11 protein-coding genes and 1 pseudogene are annotated in these 21,477 nt (G+C 57.9%); all 12 read right to left on the bottom strand.

Features of this window, described 5'->3' with window-relative positions:
* Positions 1 to 139: 139 nt before the first annotated feature.
* Positions 140 to 6,112, bottom strand: a complete 5,973-nt coding sequence (locus tag PSUB009319_RS19840; protein ID WP_124383912.1) for a DUF3320 domain-containing protein — start codon at positions 6,110 to 6,112, stop codon at positions 140 to 142.
* Between the two features lie 202 nt (positions 6,113 to 6,314).
* The gene (locus PSUB009319_RS19845; protein ID WP_124383913.1) at positions 6,315 to 9,449 is read right to left on the bottom strand and encodes a DEAD/DEAH box helicase; all 3,135 of its coding nucleotides are present in this window, start codon (positions 9,447 to 9,449) and stop codon (positions 6,315 to 6,317) included.
* On the bottom strand, positions 9,439 to 10,287 hold the full coding sequence (locus PSUB009319_RS19850; RefSeq protein WP_124383914.1) for a hypothetical protein: 849 nt from the start codon (positions 10,285 to 10,287) through the stop codon (positions 9,439 to 9,441). Before PSUB009319_RS19850 ends, PSUB009319_RS19845 begins: the two co-directional genes overlap by 11 nt.
* A 7-nt stretch (positions 10,288 to 10,294) precedes the next feature.
* Positions 10,295 to 10,606, bottom strand: a complete 312-nt coding sequence (locus PSUB009319_RS19855) for a hypothetical protein (RefSeq protein ID WP_124383915.1) — start codon at positions 10,604 to 10,606, stop codon at positions 10,295 to 10,297.
* 126 nt (positions 10,607 to 10,732) lie between these two features.
* On the bottom strand, positions 10,733 to 11,404 hold the full coding sequence (locus tag PSUB009319_RS19860) for a hypothetical protein (protein ID WP_124383916.1): 672 nt from the start codon (positions 11,402 to 11,404) through the stop codon (positions 10,733 to 10,735).
* Entirely contained in the window at positions 11,401 to 14,739 is a 3,339-nt protein-coding gene (locus PSUB009319_RS19865) for a VPA1269 family protein (protein WP_124383917.1), read from the bottom strand. The genes PSUB009319_RS19860 and PSUB009319_RS19865 overlap by 4 nt, the downstream gene beginning before the upstream one ends.
* Before the next feature lie 7 nt (positions 14,740 to 14,746).
* Positions 14,747 to 16,114, bottom strand: a complete 1,368-nt coding sequence (locus tag PSUB009319_RS19870) for a site-specific integrase (protein WP_124383918.1) — start codon at positions 16,112 to 16,114, stop codon at positions 14,747 to 14,749.
* A 209-nt stretch (positions 16,115 to 16,323) separates the two neighbouring features.
* Positions 16,324 to 17,562 (bottom strand): annotated as a pseudogene (locus PSUB009319_RS19875) (FMN-binding glutamate synthase family protein); the annotation flags it as partial.
* Between the two features lie 236 nt (positions 17,563 to 17,798).
* Positions 17,799 to 18,521: an alanyl-tRNA editing protein gene (locus PSUB009319_RS19880; RefSeq protein WP_124383919.1), complete on the bottom strand. Its 723-nt coding sequence runs from the start codon at positions 18,519 to 18,521 to the stop codon at positions 17,799 to 17,801.
* A 33-nt stretch (positions 18,522 to 18,554) separates the two neighbouring features.
* Positions 18,555 to 19,511, bottom strand: coding sequence for a DMT family transporter (locus tag PSUB009319_RS19885; RefSeq protein ID WP_124383920.1), 957 nt, complete (start codon positions 19,509 to 19,511; stop codon positions 18,555 to 18,557).
* On the bottom strand, positions 19,508 to 20,182 hold the full coding sequence (locus PSUB009319_RS19890; RefSeq protein ID WP_185453511.1) for a 2OG-Fe dioxygenase family protein: 675 nt from the start codon (positions 20,180 to 20,182) through the stop codon (positions 19,508 to 19,510). The genes PSUB009319_RS19885 and PSUB009319_RS19890 overlap by 4 nt, the downstream gene beginning before the upstream one ends.
* A 79-nt stretch (positions 20,183 to 20,261) precedes the next feature.
* The gene (locus tag PSUB009319_RS19895; RefSeq protein WP_124383922.1) at positions 20,262 to 21,413 is read right to left on the bottom strand and encodes a fatty acid desaturase; all 1,152 of its coding nucleotides are present in this window, start codon (positions 21,411 to 21,413) and stop codon (positions 20,262 to 20,264) included.
* Positions 21,414 to 21,477 lie beyond the last annotated feature (64 nt).

Below are 21,477 nucleotides of genomic sequence, written 5' to 3' on the forward strand. Positions count from 1 at the left end.
GTGTTCTTACCCCGCAGCTCATGGTCAGTCAATGACCAGAGCTATCGAAAAGGAGTGACTCGCTTAGGTGAGGTACGTGACGTCTGTCGACCAGACGCCACGCTGTTTCTTGTTCACGCAGGACGGCTCAGGTGCAGATTTAAGGCAACCGGATTGCCGCACCTAGGTCAATCAGCCTACCTTGTGCGCAAAGTTGGTCCATCGACTTGCCGACCCTAGCCTCGCTATCTGCCGTCGTCCGTGCCATACCAATCAGGCGGCAGACTGCCTTCGCCACATCCGAGCGTGGGGCAGCTCCCCCAACTTCCAGCACGTGAAACACGAGGTTTCCGACTTCCTCGATGGCGACCTCGGCGATGTGGCGCCTTGATGCTTCTTCTTGGTTAGAGAGCCTGAAACCATTCCAGTCAGTCACATTAACGGACGAGGGCCAGTAGTAAGTAACTTCATCTTCTACGGTTCGACCGGCGGTGCGAGGAACAAGGTTCTTTAGACGTTCAACAATTCTCGAACCTGTACGCTCCAGTCCCCATGCGCGGGCTACGCGACGGAACAGTACCTGCTCTGGCAGGGGGCCCTCGGCATCAATGACTTGTAGCAGTTGGAGGGCGAGCGAACGCGATGAACTGGGCTCGTAGAACTTGATGGGGTCACCAGCCGCAAGGGGTATCGGCGAATACACGGGATATGCGAGTGTTTCGGGCGATTCTGGCTCAACTGAGGCACCTGCGGCAGATGGTGGCGCTTCGCTCTGTTCATCCGAATCAGCGGCTTCTGACGCTTGGGCTGGGGAACTTACCGCGCCTGAAACAGGTGGTTCTTCGTTAACGGTGTCGTCGCTCTCCAAAATGTCGTGCAGGTGAGCAAGTACTTTGTCAACTTCTGCCTCAGGGTTAAGCCACCAGTCGGTAGACCAAATTCGGTGGATGCGCCAGCCTAACCCTTCCAGTACGTACTGTCGCAGACGGTCTCGGTCGCGGGCCGTTGCGCCCGAGTGGTATGACCGACCGTCGCACTCAATGCCGACTAGATACCTGCCAGGAGCCCGAGGGTCGACAACACCGATGTCAATTCTGTAGCCCGAACATCCGACTTGAGAATGGACTATCCAATTGCGGTCTCGCAGAGCTTTTATAACGGCCGTCTCAAATGGACTATCTGGCTCCAACCCGGTAGGTGCAGATTGCTCGATAAGCGCCCTGGGGCCCTTTAGGGCAAATTCCAGGTAATTCTTGAGGTCGCGCACGCCCCGCGCCCGCAGCTTGGCAAGGTCTATCTGTTGAGGCATCAACGTGCTGTAGATGACCACACCTTCACGAGCTCGAGATATGGCGACGTTCAGCCGGCGATGGCCGCCTTCGCCATTGAGCGGGCCAAAATTCATCGTGGTCTTACCCGCTGCGTCTGGCCCATAGGTGATGGAGAAGAAGATGACATCACGCTCGTCGCCTTGAACGTTTTCCAGATTCTTGATGAATAGTGGCTCGTGCGAGCTCGCCGCTATTGCGCGGTCCAAGGCTTGACTTGCTCTACGACGAGCATCCAGAAGCGTCTCGATTAGGGATTGCTGTGCTTGGTTGAAGGTCACGACACCAAGCGTCTGGTCCTTCTTCGAGTTCGACAAGTAGTGTGCTTCGATACCTTTGACGATGGCCTCGGCCTCGGCGCGGTTTGTACGCGTGCCGCCACGGTCGTAGACGCCATTAACTCGTTCGAATCTGACAGCCACGTCGTCCGTGACCGGTGAGGGGAATGTAATGAGCTTCGAGTCGTAGTAAGCGACGTTGCTGAAAGTGATAAGGCTTTCGTGCCGGCTGCGGTAATGCCATTGCAAGCTCAGACGGTTCATGCCTGCACCGAGACACTCATCCAGAATGCTTTCCAGGTCCTCGACTTGTTCATCGCCGGTCGGGCCGTCATCTGAGTCATTGGACTTGTTGAAAAAGTTGGTGGGAGGCAACTGCTTTGGGTCGCCAACCACGGCCAGTTGTTTGCCTCGCGCGATGGCTCCCACGGCCTCCCATACAGGAATCTGGGAAGCCTCGTCAAAAACAACCAAGTCAAACTGTGCGTAGCCTGCGTCCAAATACTGTGCCACGGAGAGCGGCGACATCAGCAAGCACGGCTTTAGCTTGGGAAGCAACGTGGGGAGTCCCTGCACAAGTTGTCGGACGGGCATCTGCTTGCGCTGCTTCTGCAGCTCTCTGCGAAGTCGACCAAGCTCGCTGTCTGGACTGACCGCTGCGCTGATGCCTGAGGGAACCCTGCCGGACAAGGTCGCGGCAATGTACCTTTCGGTGAGCTTCTGGAACTTGGTGTCCGCCTGCCGGAACTCGCGAATCTTTCGTTCGTGGTCGGCGCTCGAGAACCCGCGCAATACCGGGTCGTTGTCAATGGTCTTCTTGACCCACCAATGGCAGTAGCTGAATTCGAAGTGCGCCTCGATGTCCCGCAAGGGCACTGTGCCCGCTTCAAGCGAAGCGACTATACCCTGAAGCCCTTGCGAAACGGCATGGTCGCGAACATTGCGCCAGAGGCACCATGGCTGCAGCAAGCGCTTGGCGCTTTGCCATCCAGCAAGCACGGCCTGAATTCGCTCCAGGGCGCCGTCAGCATCCGGAGGTCCTTGCAAGGGAGACAAGGGCTTTGCTAGCGCGTCCACTGCATCCAATTTCTGCCGAAGGTCTCGCCACGCATCCCGAAACTCAAGTAGCGCACGCCCGCCATATGCGTCAGGCGCAAGCACCGAGCGGTCCTCAGCGACTAGCGGCTGGAGCCGCTGCCTTAGCGCGCTAGCGATGTCTGCATTCGGCCCGGCGACGAGTGTGACGGCACTGGAAAATTTATTTGCCCACTCCTCGTGTCTGCCTACACTCGCCCAATCAGTGTTGGTGCCGGCATATGTGTCCTGAAGCAGTGCCTGTGCATCCGCCTCCATCGACCGAAGCACCTGGTCCTCTTCGTTGACTCCGGCCAAGGGAGTAAGCATCGAACTGATGGTGGCGTCCGTCGGGCGCTTACCGTCTTCTCGGAAGGGAGCCAGGCGTGCCTTAACGGCTCGTTTGGCAAGGGCGGACTTTGGCCACCACGCTGATGTCGCTCGCGTCCATTGGCTCTGCAGCTCTGTGCCATTGAGCTTTGCGAGCTGCGTCGTCCAGCCTTGCCCAACGTGGCTCCAGTGTTCGTTTCGCGCTGTGCCATGATTTGCAAGGGCATGAATGCGTGCTCTTGCGGTGGGGTCATGCGCTTGTCTTGCTAGTCCAGACGGGACTCTGGGCGCAGCTAACAGGACATCTGCGAGAGTGTCTATCCGGCTATATCTATCCAAGCTTAGCCCAACGTGGGGGAGACCGAGCAAATTGCCTACTGGCTCTGCCTTCGCCTTGACCGAAAGAATTGCGGCATCCAATGCTTGAACGGCACTTAGGAGTTCATCCTGCCAACTGGGCGACCAATCCGCGCATCCGACTTGGCTAAGGGGGTGGCCGTCAATTCGGCCAAGCGCACCGGCAAGGGCCGACATTTTGCGTGCAGTTTCCCCTAGCCGGTCGACATCATCACGACTGTGTATAAGCGCATCCGCCCAAGGCATGGGGGACGGCTTTTCGCCAGCGTGCTGGATGCAGGTGCCAATGGCTTCGAAAACGGTTAATCCGTTTGGATGCTGGAGGTGCAGTGAATCGACCAGTCCGTTGAGCTCCTGACGGAGCTGGGCAAGACGGTCGGCTTCGCGCGACCAGTCGTCAGCGGTGCGCTGACCGGCCACTTCCAAGACTTTGCCCAGCTGCTGCAGAACTTCCGACTTCTTAGTCTTGGACGAGTGAAGCTCAAGGCAGAATGCCCCTAGGCCGATGTCGGTGAGTCTGCGATGAACAACCTCCAATGCCGCCATCTTTTCGGACACAAACAACACGGTCTTGCCCTTGGCGAGGGTGTGCGCGATGAGGTTGGTGATTGTCTGGCTCTTACCAGTGCCAGGTGGCCCTTCAAGCACCAGGTCCCGCCCAGCGTCAATCGCGCATATGGCCTTGAGCTGTGAGGAATCCGAGAGTAGCGGCGCGAGGATGTCCTGAGGGCGATGGGTATCGTCTAGGCGCTCGAATTCGTCATCACCGCCCTCGCGAGCAAATGCCTGCCCTGGATTTTCGATGAGGTGCCTGACAACCCGATTGCCCTTCAGTGCCTCGGTTCGGTCCTGCAGGTCCTTCCACATCAGGTACTTCGTGAAAGAAAAGATGCCGAGATGGGCCTCCTCCAGCACCTCCCACTTCGGAATTTCTCGTACTGCAAGCCGAAACGACTGCAGTACCTTCTCAACATCAATGCCGTGTTCGTCGGTAGGGATGACATCGAGGCCTGCAACGCGCAGCTCAAAGTTGTTCTTCAGGAGCTGAAGGAGCGTAGGGTTGACGATGGCCTCGTCATCATGGCGGCTCAACCTGAAGCCGCTCCGCACAGACTGTCGCTGCAGGGTAACCGGCACCAGCAATATTGGTGCGAGGTGCTTGGCGTCTGCCTTTTCTGTCTCTGTCCACTGGAGCAAGCCGATGGCCAAGTACAGCGTGTTTGCTCCGCCTTCTTCAAGGCCAGTGCGTGCAGCGCTGAAGATAGTCAGCAGGTTGCCCTCCAGGGCATCTTGCTGTACCCGGGCAAGCAGTTCCTTGTTAGCAAGCGCTTCTAGCGCCATGTCGTCGATTGGCGTACGACCCGCACGGTTCGTGTGCACCTGTGCCATGCGAGGGTCAGCACCTTCCATGATTCCGGGCATCTGCCGAATCCTGAACTCAGTTCCGTCAGCCAAAGCATCCTCGAGCTTTGACAGGTCCGGCGCTACAAACTGCAGGGTCGACTTGGTCGGCTTGAAGTTCAATAACCGGTTGCGTAGCGTCAGGTCCAGGAGCTTGGACTTCCACTTCGATAGCCGTCCCTCTGGTGTGTCTTCCGTGGGTAGGTCGAGCGGTATCAGGAATTCTGGGTCGAGCGGCGGCAGGTAAGGCGTTGGCTCAATGGCCTCGGGTATCTCAGCTTGCTCGGGCTCCATCCGCTTTAGCGGTGCGGTGCGCGACGGCAACGGCTTGATTTGTACTTCGCGGGCGCGGTGGATGTCCACTGCGTAGCGGAATGAACCCTCTTCTAGTAAGTGCGCGTGGCCTTGCTCCAGCGCGATGCGCAGGGAAGGCCTGCGACTATGGTGTTGGGCGACCCCGGTGGTCTCGAACACAAGGAACTCGCCGCTGTCGACACGTTTTCGCACTGCCTGAACGTCGTCCGTAAGCGGGTCTGGGAAGCAGGCTGAGTGGAGCCATACGCCCACCCATGCGTGCCCATCCTTTATGAGCACTACTGGGCGGAGGCCTGCCTGCTCCAGGCACGAGGCGAACAGCATAGCCAGGTCGAGGCAGGTTGCGACCTTAGTCTCCAGAATTCGCTCTGGAGTACGAATTTTCTGACCGTCAGAACCGAAGGACGCAGGCGGTTCAGAGTACTGCAGTGCCTCCGCTGAAATAGCGCTGTAGAGCGCCGACACCTGCTTCCAGACAACCTCGCGGCTCTTTGACTGGTACCCGTTCATTGATAGCTCGCTGTATTGCGAGCGGAGAAGCTTGGAGGCTTTCCCAATGAGTATGTCGACGGCCGGATTGTTCGGCATACAAAATGCCGCCAGCAGTTCGGGCAGCGCGCGCGTTCCTGCCCACTGGTCGTAGGCAAGAACCTCCATCGACTGAGCCTTATGTGCCAGCTCGTTGGCTCCTGCGAGTACGGAAACTTTCACAACCGCCTGGACTGCTTCCTGGAGCTCAGCTAAGTAGCTGTGGTCTGGATGAAGGTCCACGGGGGACACGCGGCGGGTTTCGCTGGGCGATAAGCGGTCGAATCGCAGTTTTATGCTCTCCGCAAATCGCGGGTTGCAAGTTACGAGCACCTCCAAATTCTCTAGCGTTTCTGTCCCGTGGTTGGTCAAACGCAGAGACCGGATAACCGGCACCGAATTCTGGATAGACGCATAGCCAAGCGTGGAGTCTGCCTCGATTTCTATTTCGACACCATCCGGCTCATTTGCCGTAGCGTTTAGAGCGAAGGGTTCGCTGGTGTTGCTATCTTGGCTATCCATTGTTGTGGCCTCCCGTGCTGCTCTTGTTCAGCGAATTTTGCCTAAGCCTCTCAGCAGGTTTGAACTACCTGGGTTACCTGCGATTAGGAAGCCGGCTGAGTGAAATGACACTTCGGAAACGCTGAGCACCTAGAATCGTTTGTCCGGCCCGCTCGCCTGATTTCACGTAGCGCTCTACCAGGCACCGGGCCAGCCCTGAGAATCAAAGACTACCGAGCACCGCGCCGAAGTACGACGGATAGGCAGCGAGTACGGCAGCGACAACCTCGCGGTACTCGGGCAGAGCGGCACGAAATTGAAACCCCTCGTATCCAGCCAGCCAAATCTCGAACGCGACGGTCTGCGCGATATGCCGGTCAGCCATACCAGACTCATAAGTCGAAACTGCAAGTTTGGTTGGCAAGCCGTAAGCCAGAGACTTCTGGAATTCGTTCAGCGCTCCGGCCTCCTCTCCATTGAGCCCTGTCGCCCCGAATAGGAACTGACCAACGGCGGCGGCAACCAGAGGACAGTCAAAACCGAGACAACCCTCCAAAAATTGAAGTACGTCAGCCTCGTTGAGTTTGCGTCGGTCTGCCTCTCCCCAAGGTTTTGAAGCTCCAACCTCTTTGGCCATATCAATCAGCTCTCGATATGACGTCCCGCGCATCCATTCCCGCGCGAGCTGCATCGATATGCCAGCGGGTTCCATACCTGTCAGTAACTTGTCGTCGACCACAGCGTTGAAAAGCGGCCACACTGCTTGCAGCCACGCATCGGGTGTCTCAAGAGCCCGCAGCGCATCTGCACGTTCCTGAACCCAGGCTTCGACTTTTCTCGAATCGAAAGCACCTAGCAGCGTCTTTGCGTACATCGCCTGTCGAGGAGGCTCGGGAACCAACTGCTCAATGTACGTAGCCGACAATTCAAAGAGTTGCACGAGTGATTCCCTCGCGGCCTCGTCCGCGAGGGAATATGCAAGCGTCGAAGCCGCTAGGTCGCGTACTTTGGGCAACATGTTTTCGAAACTCTCGACGCCACGATTGGCCATCAAGTAGCTTTCGAGAGCGGACAGTTGCCGCTGCCTACTCGAAATCTCCTTTGTCAATGACCGGTGGTCAAATCCAAGTTGCTTGTGGGCGTCGGCCATCTCAGTGGCCCAAGCCTGCAACTCGTTGCCTCGCTTAAAGTAGGCCCGCAGCACGTCTGCTGTGGGAACTGGCAGGGCGGTCTTGCCATCGGGTGACGAAATGGGCGCCAGCAAATCGAGCAGCGAGCTTGACGTCTCCTCAGAATTTTCTGGCTTCAACAGCCCAACCGCCGCTTTCAGGCGCCACCGCTCCCTTTTATTGTCGATGACCTTGGGGTCCGCAAAAAGGACAAGCCCTTCGGTATGCATGCCCGCGCGACCGGCGCGGCCAATCAAGTTCTGGAAGTCCCGTGTCTTGATGCGTTCAGCGCCTTGATTTACGCCTGAAACGATGAGATACCGAATCGGCAGATTGACGCCTTGCGCTAGGGTCGAAGTGCAAATCACAAGCTTGATGCGCTCGCCTTGCATCGCATGCTCAATCGACAACCGTAATCCTTGTGGCGTCGTTCCGTGGTGGACAAAAACGCCGAGCGCAGCCGCCTTCGTCACCATGGAGTCCGTGCCAAAGTGCTGCGTCGCTAGATGTGTCAAGCGTTGAATTTCATTGGTGTCAGACGCTGCGGCAGGGGGTGGAAGCTTGAAACCTCGCCCGTATACCTCAACCGCGCGTTCTGCCAAGCCACTTGCGGTGTCCTTCCTACCGCAAAACACTGCCACGGCGCCACTCGGGGCCAGGCGAATTCCGAGGTAAAGCGAAACGTCTTTCCAAGCATCGTCGCCCTTCTGCGGAAATAGTCGCGCCGCCCGCTCCCTCGCTCGCAATTCCAGTTCTTGAGGCTCGATACTCCTTGGCACGAAGTAGTCAGGGCGCGCATAGTTGTCTGACTCAAAGAACAGCAACTGCCCAAGTCGCTCGCTCCAGGTCGCAAACGCGACCGACCGAGCAGTCGACAACAGTCCCGTGCCATCGACGACGTTTGGCTCATTGCCAATGAGCCAAGTTCCGACCGCCACTGCGTTCTTAATGACGGCGGATATGAGAACCGTCTGCGCCGATGCCCGAAGCAGCCCCTTAATTTCTGTCAGCAGCAGTTCATAGGTGATGCCGCGTGGTCCGGTGTCGAACTGGTGCCCCTCGTCGTAGACCACCATGCCGATATGCGCAACCAAGGTTGGTTCCTGCCTGAGCACATACAGCAGCTTCTCCGGCGTCAACACCATCAGGTGGCGCGTTGTCGGAGCTGCCTGGCCGAGCAACTCGGCCAACTGCTCGACAAAGTCCAGTTGCAGCGCATCGGAAAGCTCGTTGACCTTGACGTCTTCGCCCTTGAACGCGTGGCGAAGTGAAGTAGCAATCTCATGACACAAGGCGCGAAACGGCGCGACGAGCACAGCGACTCGCGTCCGGTCAGCCAAAAAAGCGCTTCGAAGAATGATTTCGACGGAGCGCGTTTTGCCTGCGCTCGTGGGCATTTGGACTACCCCCGACTTCCCGGCAAACAGCTCGGCTTTACCGAGCAGCTTCTGGGACGGCCAGAGTTCCTTTGGGAAGCCGGGTCGACGGATTGCCTCGGCCCAAGCGGCACTGTCCAATCCGCTGAAACCGGGCAACAGAGTCCAAGCCGAGCCCGCCATGCGCAGCTTAACCACTGCGGACGCAACCTCGGCGAGAACAACTTCCCGTGAGGTGCCGTTGGCATAGGTCAAACGACGAAGTTCGTTCAACAACCCGACTACAGGCTCGGGCGACGCGCCGTCGTTGAAGTGGCCCATCAAGCGAAAGGAGAGCTCGTAGAGGAACCCGTTGAGCCAGTGCGCTGCTAGATTGGGAGAGTAACGCCAGTCAGCTTGCAATGCCCAGACCGTAAATTGCTCAATGGCATTGACTCCTTCTGCCTGAAGTCGCCGGGCAAGCACTAGGCTACTTCCCGGGCGCTGTCCCAAGAAATAGCTGGCAGATGCAAGCAGTGTGACTTCCCGCGACACGTTGGTATCGAACCGAGAGCCCAGATAGGCATCGAAGAAGCTCGCTGCAAAGCCGATGTCGTCCTGCAAGTCCTTGGCCAGTCCACTCTGGACGTCGGCAGCGTCATTCAGCACTGCCGACGCATCCATCAGCGTCCCGATGGACAACGGGAACAAGGCGGCAGGTTCGACTCCCTCCGGCACGGCGATGTGGGACTCTTCAGACAGTCCCAACTCATACATCTTTCCTTTCGAGCGGGTAATGCCAAAGTACCGACGGCTGTTCAGTTCAGGCTTCATCTGCTGCTCGCTGGTACAAAGTGTGGGCAAGCGTCATCAGGTCCTTACCCTTGACGACAATCAGCTTGAGGTTGCCGGCATTGTTGTGTCCGGCGATGGAGGTTCCCTTGATGCCGTCTGTATCGAACGCCTCGTCGGAGAGAATGGCGGCTGCGCCTGAGAGCAGCCGGTAGGGTCGGTCTGCAGCGTCCTGAAATCGCTGGACGACCAACATGGAAGTATGTTCGCCAGCTACGTGCATACGACGTTTCATCGCAGCCAGCGTCTCAGCGGCTCGCAGATAGTCTTTGCCTGAGTCATCGACGGCGACCTGCAGACGGCCTTTGTACTTGCCACCGCCGAGTTGAGCTTTTGCCTCAAAGGCCAACATCTCGTCGGTCGGCTTCGGCTGCTCCGGGTCATGGCACCGAAAGCCAATAATATCCACGCCTTTAACGGATTCGTCTCGGCTGCCCTTCTCCGCGTACTTGCTGCGTGGAACCCAGTAGCCGAGAACGAACTCGACGTAATCCGAAACCAGCAACTCCGCAAAATCGCCTGAGCGAACGGAGGGGCCAGGCGGCTCGCTCTTGTCCGGGAAGACCAGTTCCAACAGGTATTCGGCTCGTGACTTGCCTGTACCCTCGCGCAGGATGTCGAGGTCACTGTCGGGACAGTATGTCTGACGAAACCTATAAGCCCATTCACTTAGGCAAGCTGCATCAGCAAAGACGTCGAGCTCCCAAACCTCGCATTTGGTGCCGGCCCCCAGCGTCAACACCTCCGCCTGCTTGAGGTGTTGAAGGTAGGCCGGCTTGGCATCTTTGTTTGACGCGACGGCCTCAGTTACGGCCGTCACGACCTCGTCAGAAGCAGACTGTGCAGTTGTAGGCATCATTCAAAACCAGAAGCAGGGACTGTAGCTCCTGCAGTAAGAGTCGCGTCTCTTCGACGCCATGTTCCAGCGCAAGCGCCGCAACTCGCTCTCCTAGAAGCGCTGGATGAGGCGCGGATGTCATTGTGACGATGAACTGGAAGGGGACTTCGCCGCCTTTCCAGGACACATCGCGTGAGCAGCCCTGGCGTCCATGGTGGGTATGTAGTTCGTCAAATACGAGGATACGTAAGCCCTTGCCGTTGCGTATCACTGCCTTGTCGATGTCGTTCTGCTTGGTCATCAGGGGCTCGAGCATCGTGAAATCGGTCAGAAGGAAGTGGGAGAACCCCGTAGGTTTCTCAGCTTACGAGGCTCAGATTCTTAGCTTATGGGGTCATTTGCACCGATGGTGGCGTAGGGTCTGACCTCACGCAGGGTCGCCGAGCGATGATGCCGCCAACAGACCGCGCAGAGCCAGAACGTCGTCTCTCTCCAGCAACACGTTGCGCGTGGAAACCTGCCGCAAACGCTCCTTGTAGAGTTCCAATCCGCAGTCTGCGAGATGGGCGGGCTCGAAAAGACGTCGGAGCGCATTCAGTACTCTATGGTCAACAGATGGTGCGTCAGTACCTTGCGCCGCCGATGGCTGGACCGCTACGCCGCCAAGACCCGACCGAATCAGGTCGTCTACAGGGATGCCTGGCAGTAGGCGCAGACCTGCTTCGATTCTTCGCCTCGTGGCAACCGCTTGGTCCCGCTCCTCCTTGAGAAGCTGCACATAGGCTCTCAGGGTCTCGTCGGCGATTGCCGGTTCTGCGTCCGCCTTAGGATGACTGGCGTCGACGCTCTGGCCAGCTTGCCGGAGCTTCACATAGCGCAGGAGCACGTCCTTCGAGTTTCGAATAGACTGCGCCTTCGGACCGTCCCACCCACGGTCAATGCAATAGCGTTCAATCGAAGATGGCGAGACCTTTAGTCCGTTGCTTTCGAGGTAGTCGCTCGCCTGTTTGACCCTCTCAAGAGAGGTCTTTTGACGAGGATTGGAGGCCTCGGTAATCAGGCTTTCATACAGCGCATCTACTGCAGCTTTTCCGTTCATGCAGTTCTCGCTTTCCCCAAATCGTCCAAGCTGGCGATGCCGCCTTCTTTGAATAGTGCATCTGCCGCTTCGATAGCCGTCTTGTTCCCCGCCGATTCAGCCGATGCGTTTTCCTCGAGGACTTGGAGAGCTGACATCAGCCGTGGATACGAGCCAAGCGGCTTCCTCCCAGCCAGCACCTCGTCGAGGTCCTGCGTCCGGACCTGCTGCAGGAGAAGAGAAGACAACAGATTGCCGGCTTCATGGGCTTGCTCCTCCGACAAGCTGAGCAGGAACGGCTTCATTCCGTTTGCCATCATCATCCTGGACAGAACGGTATTCTTCTCGAGCTCGGCTTCACGGTTCTTAAACCCCGTCGTGAACTCGCTCATCTGGGTTATCTGGTCCAGCAGTGCAAATTCGTGAGCCTCCTCCAGCGTGACCTTCAGCTCCATCGCCGAGCCGGCCGTCAGAATTGGCACCGGCGCGTTCTCCCCCGAACCCAGCACCTTCTTCTTTGCGGCAAGATAGGAGTCCATCAGGGCAAGGGACTGCTCTGCGTACTTGTATCGCGCCACCCACTCATTCACATCAATTTCGAGCTCTCGATTGAGCAAATCGACCCGGTCGCGCAGTCCACGTGCCTTACGCTGATTGCCCTGGTCTTCCGCATCGAGACGCTGGTCATTCAGGCTCGCCACCTCGATTCCTTTCTTCCGAATCGTGTACGCCAAGTTGTTAACAGCAACAACCTGTCCCAACAGGTGTGCTGGGCCCGTCAGCCAATACCGGCAAAGACCACAGCGCTGTCCGCCTGGCACCGGACCAAACTTCTGACTACCCGGATAGTCCGGCGCTCCGCCCGTACTACAAGAGGTGCCTGGACAAATTCCGTCTGGGTTGATGGTAAGAATGCCGGTCTTGTCCTTGAGCGCATGAAGACCGGCTCCCGTCCCCGCACCTTCCTGGCCGAGCAAAAATGGGGAAAACTCATCAACTGATTCGATGAACAGTTCTGAACCGACGAAGTCCTGGTCGGCCTCCATCCGCGCTCGAGCATCCTCGAGATACTTCTTCAGCTTTGCCGTTGAGTATTTCAGGTAGTGCACGGTCATGACCAAAGTCGCATGCCCGGCGAAATACTGAGAGACGACCTCCAACGGCACACCTGCCTCAATGAGATTCGTGATGCCACTCACTCTCAGCGTATGGAGGTCTACCACCCATTTCAGCTTGCCACGGCCATCGGTCGTAACCAGGCATAGCTTCTGGCCATACTTCCGCAGAATGCGGTCTTCTGTCTCTTTCAGGACCAGCGTGTAAAAGCTCTTCAGCCTCGGGTACTTGATAGGCCTGGCTTGGTCCGGGGTCGAGGAGTCACGAAACAGCGGCGCTATCGGTTGCTGCGCGATGTCTGCCGGCCGGGGAAGCTCCTTCACATCGTCACGGTATTCCTGATATCGAACGAGCTTCTTCAGTTCTGGCAGATATCGCTGTTGCCAGACGATGACGTCCCGCAGCAAGCGAGCATGCGTATCGGAGACATATGGAATCAAATATCCAACAACGTCGGCGCCGTACTTGGCCGTTTTGTTCGTGTTAACCCAGAGGCCGAGCCAATCCGCCGAACTCTGCCCGTTTCTTTGAGCACGGAGCACGCCCTCCCGGCGACCACGTACAGCAAGCGGAGACGGATTAGGCACCTCACGCTTGAGAGAGAAATCGTAGCGGTACTCATCGAACGCACCGCTATCGAGCCAGCGGGCTTGGTGACTCCGAATCGGCGTGTCAAACAAGGTGTACATGCACGCCGTCAGGCTCGGGTCGAACTGCCACACGGACTGGCCCGTCTCTTTATCGAGAACCCGGACATGGGACGACTTGTAGGCCCGCGAGAAGGCGAAGTCGTTCTCGACCAACAGCTCCTTCATCTCCCGCATCACGTATGGCGGAAGCGCGTCACGGTGCGTCTGGCTGGGTATGCTGCTCTTGCCTGTCGAGTCGCTCGTCAAAATGGGGGTCTTGAAGCTGCTCGCGTGCGGAGCTCCCTCGGCGATAAGCCGGTCATGTAGCCAATCGAAAAATCGGCGAATGGTGCCCAGGGTGTCGTTCTGGTGCCTCGGCGTGCGCAGATTTTTTCGGAGGTAGGCAGTAAGCGTGTTCTGATTCTGGCGCGACGCGTCATAGATGTGCTTGCTCCGGACCACATCCCACGGGTTTCTCGGGGGAGTGTCCAAGCTGCACAGATAGTCGCCCAGCGTGTTCAAGCGACCGATGAAATTCAGGAGCCGGACAGTCGTCAGGGACTCGATGTACGCCTTGAAGTATTGAGCCCATACCTCGAGCTCCGGACGCGCCGCCACCAGCCAGCGGAAGTTTCCGTCGACGCGTCGGTCTTCATCGCGAACATCATTGCGCTTAGGCCGGGTCAGTTCTACGGCATGGGCCGGATTGGCAAAGTTGAAGCTCTGGAGCAAGAGCAGTGCAGCAGTTCGAGCCTTTCCCCGCATCGAGGAAAAAACCTTGGTGCCTCGCTTCTCCTGCGGATACTTCCGCTCGACAGCCGCCACCCAAATTTCCTCATGCGCTCTAATGAGAGCTGGGGACAAGTCGGCCAGCGTCGCGACGTCTGAGGTCCCAAAGAATGTGCAAACGCACCCATAAGCTGGGTCGACAGCGCGTTTTTTAGGTCTAGCGCAGACAGCTGAGACTAGCTTGCTGCGCTCCCCTCCGTAATGCGCATCCGTGAGAGTGACCCATTTCACGGGCGTCGCCCAATCGGCCAGGTTCTGAGGAAACAACATCAGGCCCTTACCCCACAGCAGAGTAAGGAGCTCAACATATCGATTCGGATGGTACAAAGGCGCGTCGCCGGACGCAGGCACTGCGAGCAATGACTGTACGAATGCTTCGGCAGAATTGAACTCGTCCAGTGCCGCGTGAAAATCAACAGCGATGACCGCCGGAACATGCAGCACGACATCGCGTAGGCCAGCGAGAGACGTGGGCTTGTGTTGTTCGACCAGCGCCAACTGTTCGCTCAATGGAAGACCCTGGAAGTGCTCGGTTAGCGCCTGGCCCCTCAGGGAGACTCCGCCCATTCTCTGCAAATAGCCTGCTTTGTAATAAACGGGGCCGTCCTGTCCATACGCGAAGGCTTGAAGGTACGAACCACGCTTGGACTGGGCAACCATCGTCTCCCGCCAATAGGCTTCAATCCGCTTCTGCTCGAACTCGGCAATCAGCTCATGCATCTCAGCTCTTGAGACATCCTCGAGCAGGGCCGCTTCTGCTGCACTGGTGTTGAACGCAACAATGCGACCAGACCCTGGCGCCTTATGTTTCGCGATTGTCATGGGAGCGCTAGACCGTCGATAAGTCGTTCACACGAAGCATGGCCGGGAGGTCCTGTGCCTGGCTGACCTGCGCCTTATGCAACTCGCTACGAGCAACCTCCGCGCTGAGAGCGTAGTAGTCCATCGTGGAAAGCATGCTTTCGTGGTGCATGAGCTTTTGCGTGGTTTCTACAGACAGCCGAAGACACGAGGCGCAATAGAACCCATAAAAATGCCGCCCGCCGTGCGGATTGACTCCGTCCGAGTTAGCTGACAGTCCAATCCGCCGGGCCGAACGCTCAAACGCCTTGGACATGTTGGACAGTTTCACAGGCAGTCCGAAATACAGACCGGGAGCCTCATTGACGAAGTAGTACGGATGGTCATCCCGAACCTTGCTTCTAGTCTCGTGCATGTACTGGGCATGCAATCGTGCGAACAGTCGGCCGGCGTCTTCAAAGAGCCAGTTCACGACCGACTCATGCCGCTGCCCGTTATCCAGTGCCATTCCTTTCCAGCCAGCGTACAGCGGGTGCCTGAAAGCGAGACGGTTACGTGGACCGAGGAAGTACCGCTCGGCCAGGAACGAGGCCCGATTGCCGCGCTGCTTGCCTTTTACGCTGTCCACCCATTCATAGAAGCCGGTCTCTGGATGTCCGAGAACGACCTCAGCTACACCATCAGGCTTGATACGAACATCAGTCACGAAGAGATGGAGGGGCTCCGACGCGCGGAGGCCTCCAAAGATGAGAAGGAGGAGGTAGAGCTTGTCGCGAACAGAGGGAGTCGCCCGAATCAGCGACATGACCTTGCCTGGCGGGAAGTGCTTTTTTCCTGCTGACGCTCGGGGTCTCCGCCCGATGGGCCGAAACCGATGTTCCTCAACGACACCTCGCCCTTCATCCGTGGAGGGGTGCAGGTGAAACAGTTTGTCCCAACCCTTGCGACGCTGGAACCTGTCGAAAGCTCGCCGCTGGTCGCCGAGGTTCAACGAGCTCAGTGACTCACGCTCGACCGGGTTAACTGGGAGAAGTCCAAGATTCTTGGAGCACCATTCTGTGAAGCTGCTGACGAATCGAACATCATCGCTGGCCGTCTTAAATCGAACTGGCCGCCAACCTAGCGACGACAATCCAAAACGGCGAGCCTCATAGAACTCCTTTACGAGTTGGAAGAGTTCGTCCGGATGGAGCGGCCGCTGCTGCTTCTCAATGACGTAGAAGTCATAGAAGAGACCTACGGCAGTGACTGCCTTGTGCAGTGCTCCAGGACTCCAGGCTCTCTCAACAGATTGGGCGCGGGCCCAAGCCAGCGAGAAGATGCTGAGCTCTCCGTCCTTAAGGAAAAGGAACGGCAGTGTGCTTCCAATTGCCCCTTCGACAATCGGCAGGTCCACAACGGAATGCACTGTGCGGCGAAGGATAGCGTCTCCTCATAGGTATAACAGTTAGAGGAAGACAACTTTAGGCGCCGACCTATCGGACTGACAGATGGCATGACGGATGATGACTGAAAGGTGTAGAGCAGTCAGGCAGCCAGTGACAACTGTGCTGCGGGACGGGAATGCCACACTGTCACTAGTTTATTGAGGAGAGGGGTAATAACCAGCGCAAACATGAAGCCGCGTGCGGCGTTACACCAGTCGGCGCCCATCGCCAGCGTGCGGGCCACATCGAACGCGGTGACGATCTTGCCCGACGCGCCGATCTTGATCTTGTCACGCAGGTTGGTGCCCACCAGCGTGTTATGCACCAACAGCAGCCCTTCCTGCAGCGGCGTGCCGACGTGGTCGGTAAATTCCAGCGGCGCCGCGCCCGTGCCGCCCTCAGCCCCATCGACGACGATGAAGTCCGGCAGGATGCCCGACTCCAGCATCGCGCGGGCGATGCCGAAGAACTCCCACGGATGTCCGATGCACAGCTTGAAGCCAGTCGGTTTGCCACCCGACAGCGTGCGCAGCCGGTCAACAAACTGCAGCAGCCCCAGCGGCGTGCTGAACTCCGAATGCGACGCGGGCGAGATGCAGTCCTGCCCGATCGGAATCCCGCGCGTGGCGGCAATCTCCGGCGTCACCTTGGCAGCCGGCAAGACGCCGCCGTGACCCGGTTTCGCGCCCTGCGACAGCTTCACCTCGATCATCTTCACCTGCGGGCTGCGCGCCTGTTCGGCAAATTTGTCCGGATCGAAACGCCCGTTGCCATCACGGCAACCGAAGTAGCCTGAAGCGACTTCCCAGATCAGATCGCCGCCCTCTTCGCGGTGGTACGGCGAGATCGAACCCTCGCCCGTGTCGTGGATGAAGTTGCCGAGCTTCGCGCCACGGTTGAGCGCGCGAATGGCGTTGCCCGACAGTGCGCCAAAGCTCATCGCCGAGATATTGAACACCGACATCGAATACGGCTTGGCGCGCCCCTCACCCACCATCACGCGAAAATCTGACGATGCAATACGCGTCGGCGCCAGTGAATGGCCGATCCACTCGTGCCCGGCGATCTTCACATCGACTTCGGTGCCGAACGGGCGGCTGTCGACTTCGCCTTTGGCACGCTGGTAGACGATGCTGCGCTGAGCGCGCGAGAACGGGCGCTCGTCGGTGTCGTCTTCAACAAAGTACTGGCGGATTTCCGGCCGAATGAACTCGAACAGAAAGCGGAAGTGGCCCCACAGCGGATAGTTGCGCAGCACCGAATGGCGCGTCTGCATGATGTCGTGCACGCCCAGGATCACGAACATGCCCGGAATGACCGCACACACCCAGTGCAGGCGCCCCGTCGCAGCAAACCCCGCGGTGACAGCAAACAACAGCACAACGCCCGCAAAGGCCCAGTAGCGACGTGGCAACATGACAAACCTTGTGTGGAGACGAACAGGGCGCCAGCTTAAACGAGCCCGGCTACGGCCGCAGCCGTCACAACGCGGTGTTGCGGAAACCGGTCACGCAACGGCTTTTTCCACTACACGTATCGGATGAGATCACGCCCGGCGGTGCTGCCGACGAAAAATCTGGTGTTTAGGAGAACCTAACAAAGATGTCACGTCACCATGCGCGACACTATTAGCGTCCGCGCAGAACAGGTACTTCAGGTCACAAAACCGATGACTATCCGCCTGTTCTGCCGGCCCTTCTTCTCGATCTTTTCGCAGACCACCTCGCCGATCTCAGCCGTATTGCGCAGATGAGTGCCGCCACAGGGCTGAATATCGATATCACCGACCTGGATGATCTTGACGGCATTGTCTGACCTCGGCGGCAACGCATACTTGTTGCGGACCAGACTCAGCACCCTGTCATGCTCCGTCGATGGCACCAGATGTGTAGTCACGTCGACACCACGACGGATCAATATGTTCAGCCCATCGGTAATCGCCTCGCGCGACAAGGATATCTCGGGCAGATCGAAATCAAGCCGCCCCCGTTCGCGACCGATGCCGCAGCCTGTGACCGGTGCCGCGATCATCGAACAAAGCAAATGGAGGCATGTATGCATCTTCATGTACTTGTAGCGCGTAGACCAGTCGATCTGACCTCTGACGGGCATGCCGGCCTGCAGCGCGCCAACGCGATCCAGCCGGTGCCAAATGATGGAGCGGTTCACCTCGCCTCGCGCCGCACCGACTACCTGGATCCGCTCGCCTGTGGGCGACACCAGTTCGCCGGTGTCGGCCGGCTGGCCGCCACCCACGGGGTAGAACAGCGTGCGATCGAGCGCGACTAAATCGCCGTGGACTGCGACGACGGTCGCCGAGAAATCGATCTCGTACGGTTGCGCGTCGAATAGCACCTCGGTTTTTTCTTCAAGCATTGCAGCTGTTTGGATGATGATCGTGGAAAACAGTCAGATGCGGGGAATACCCCGGCGATCCAGCAATGGCAGCTTCAAGCCTTGTGCATAAGCGCCTGCCGACACCAAGATCAGCACGCCACCCACCAGTTGCGCCGAATTCATGACCTTGCCGTATGCCAGGTAGTCCACCACCACCGCGACAACCGGGTAGATAAACCCAAAAATCGCCAGACTGGCCGTTGACGCTTTCTGGAACGCGCCATATAGCAGCACATACATGAACGTCGTGTGGAACAGGCCAAGCGCCAGCACGGCGAACACTTGATGCGGCAGTTGCGGCAGATGGCGGAAGTCCGCCAGAAGCCCAAAAACGCCAGCGCCAATGACCATGTGGCAGACCGCGATGACCTCGGGGCGTACCGTCGTCGACAGCTTTTTCGTCAGTAACGTGGTGGCGGCGTAGAGCGCCGCTGCCGCCAGTGCACTACCAACGCCCAGCAGATAAACGTTATCGGCATGTTGCACGCTGGGCTCGGCCAGTACGACCAAGCCCGCGAACGCCATGAGCAGCCAGACGATCGCGCTGACGCCGGGGCGCTCCCGGCGAAATACGAAGCTGGCGAGTAGCAGTAAAAACGGCTGGAAGTTGTAAACCACCGTCGTGATGCCGATCGACGTGAACTTGTAAGCAGTGAAAAGGAAGTACCAGTTGAAGACCAGTGTTAGTGCCCCGGCCACCAGATTCAGGCATTCCTCGCGGCTTATGCGAACCGAGCGAAACAAACCTCGCCACCAACCATAAAGCCCCAGGCCGACGGCGCCAATGGCGCACCGAAAGAACACCACGTTGAACGGACTCTGCTCGGACAGCAGCACAAAAAAGCCGATCGTTCCCGCGATAACCATGGCGCCGACCATATAGAGCCGTCCAATCCGCTCCTCATGAAGCGGCATCACCGGCAGGCGAGCAGACTTAGTGTGTGTTTGCGTCATCTTTGCTTGCGTCATTTTTGCTGCACTTCCGCTTCGACGTTGATCAGCATGACATCGCGGTAAGCCATCCCGCCGTGTGACCCCAGCGGTGTCACGGCATGCTTCTTAGTCTTGTCGACGATCAGCGTGTCAAACGGCTTCGATAGCCGCAGGACGTTGGTGGGCTTACTGTCCATCTCGGAGATCACGCTGTCCGCGCCGATAGCGTTGTCGGTCAACTGGATCAGGTGGATGAACACCAACGGTTCATCATCAACGTGCAGCCAGACCGGCGAACTGTATGACGCACGTCCCATGTCAGTCTTGTAGCGGATGAAATGGACGCTGATGTTCAGCTCAGCCTTGCTCGCACGGTCGCAATATTCGTCGATGTACGGCGCGTTCCGCTTGAGTAGGTGCAGGAATGTCCGGTCGTTAATGAGCGCATCGCTAATCGGCGGAAACACGCGGACCCTACCTCCATCCGAATCGTTGGCGGCATACGACTGGAAATAGCTCTGATTGGCATTCTTGCGAATGGTGCGACTGCCCCGGTCATAGATGACTTTGATCATGCCGCGATCACGGACATCGGCGTAAGGGTCCGCCTGAATCTGGCTCTCATAGAAGCGAAAGAACTGCGCACAATCGGTATCACTCAGGCCATCCATGTAGTGCCCACCGGGCACGAATTTGAAGCCGTTCACGATATTTATGGCTGGTGCTCGCATAGTTTCTCTCGGTTGGCTGTTGTTGGATTGCGATGATGCGGTTGTCAATGTGCACTCAGTTCAATCGGTATCTAAGCTCGTCCGTCACCTCGATCACCTGTGCTTCGCTGATGCGCCGCAGAACTTCCTCGATGACATGGTGGATTCCCCAGATATCGCGGTACGTATACAGACCGCGCGCCATCTCGATCTGAATCATCTGCTCCCGGCTCTGAATCGCATTGGGCCAACCGCGATCCGCGCCAGCCCGGTGGTGCCAGTCGTGGACGATCAGTGATCCCTGCACGACCAGCAACCGCGCTGGTAGATGAACCAGCAGATGCACCAAGCCCCAGTACACCCATGCTCGCATCCAACGCACGCCATGCAGCGTGTTGGCCGGAGTCGGCGAGCCACAAAACCGGCCATGGCTGTTGTTTACATGCGATGACCGGACCGTTTCACCGGTCTCGCGCAACACCCAGGCGTGCTCGGTCACCAAGTGCAAGAGCGAACAGATTTGATACAGGACAGTCAGCGGCAGCAGAACGGCGATTGCAAGGACACCCCATCCGATCAAACTCGCTAGCCAACACAGGCATGCCGCCCACACACAGGACATAACCAGCCGGTACGCTGGCACGCCAATGAAATTGGCTTTCAGACGCCCCCAGAGGTAGCGCAGATGGAAAACGGGACTGATGCATTGCCACGCCAGGATCAGTCGCATCCGCGCGACCGCCACGCCAGGCCGCAGACCCAAGGTGTAAATGGCGGCCAAATCTTGGTCGCCCATCGTTGAGAAATCGCGACCATGGTGTTCATGCACATGAAACTGGCGGTACGAATCGAACGCCTGCACGATCGTAAGCGTCGATAAAACTTCGCACAAAATTCGATTCGCCCGCTCACCTCTGAATACCGCAAGGTGAACGCCATGGTGAATGATTGTGGCAACGACATAGCGTGCACCGGCCACTGTAAAAACCATGCTTAACAGCAACCATAAAACGCTCGCCTTGCTCAATAACACAAAGATCGACGCCAACACACCGCCAAGAAACCAGATCAGTGACCAGATCACTGGCTCAACCGGATGAACTAACCGCGCCGGCGACTCACCTGGCAAGGCTTTACCAGTCAACCACGTCCAGAAACGCTGGAATGGCAAACGTTGATAAGAAGCACGAATCTCCGTTGAGATTTCTAGCTGGCGACGCTGCTGCATAAAGGAGCACTCCTACTTACCAGTCACGACAACCGGCTTGTCACTTGGAGGTAACCGGATGCCA

Source organism: Ralstonia sp. SET104, from assembly GCF_003851545.1.
Taxonomy (GTDB): domain Bacteria; phylum Pseudomonadota; class Gammaproteobacteria; order Burkholderiales; family Burkholderiaceae; genus Ralstonia.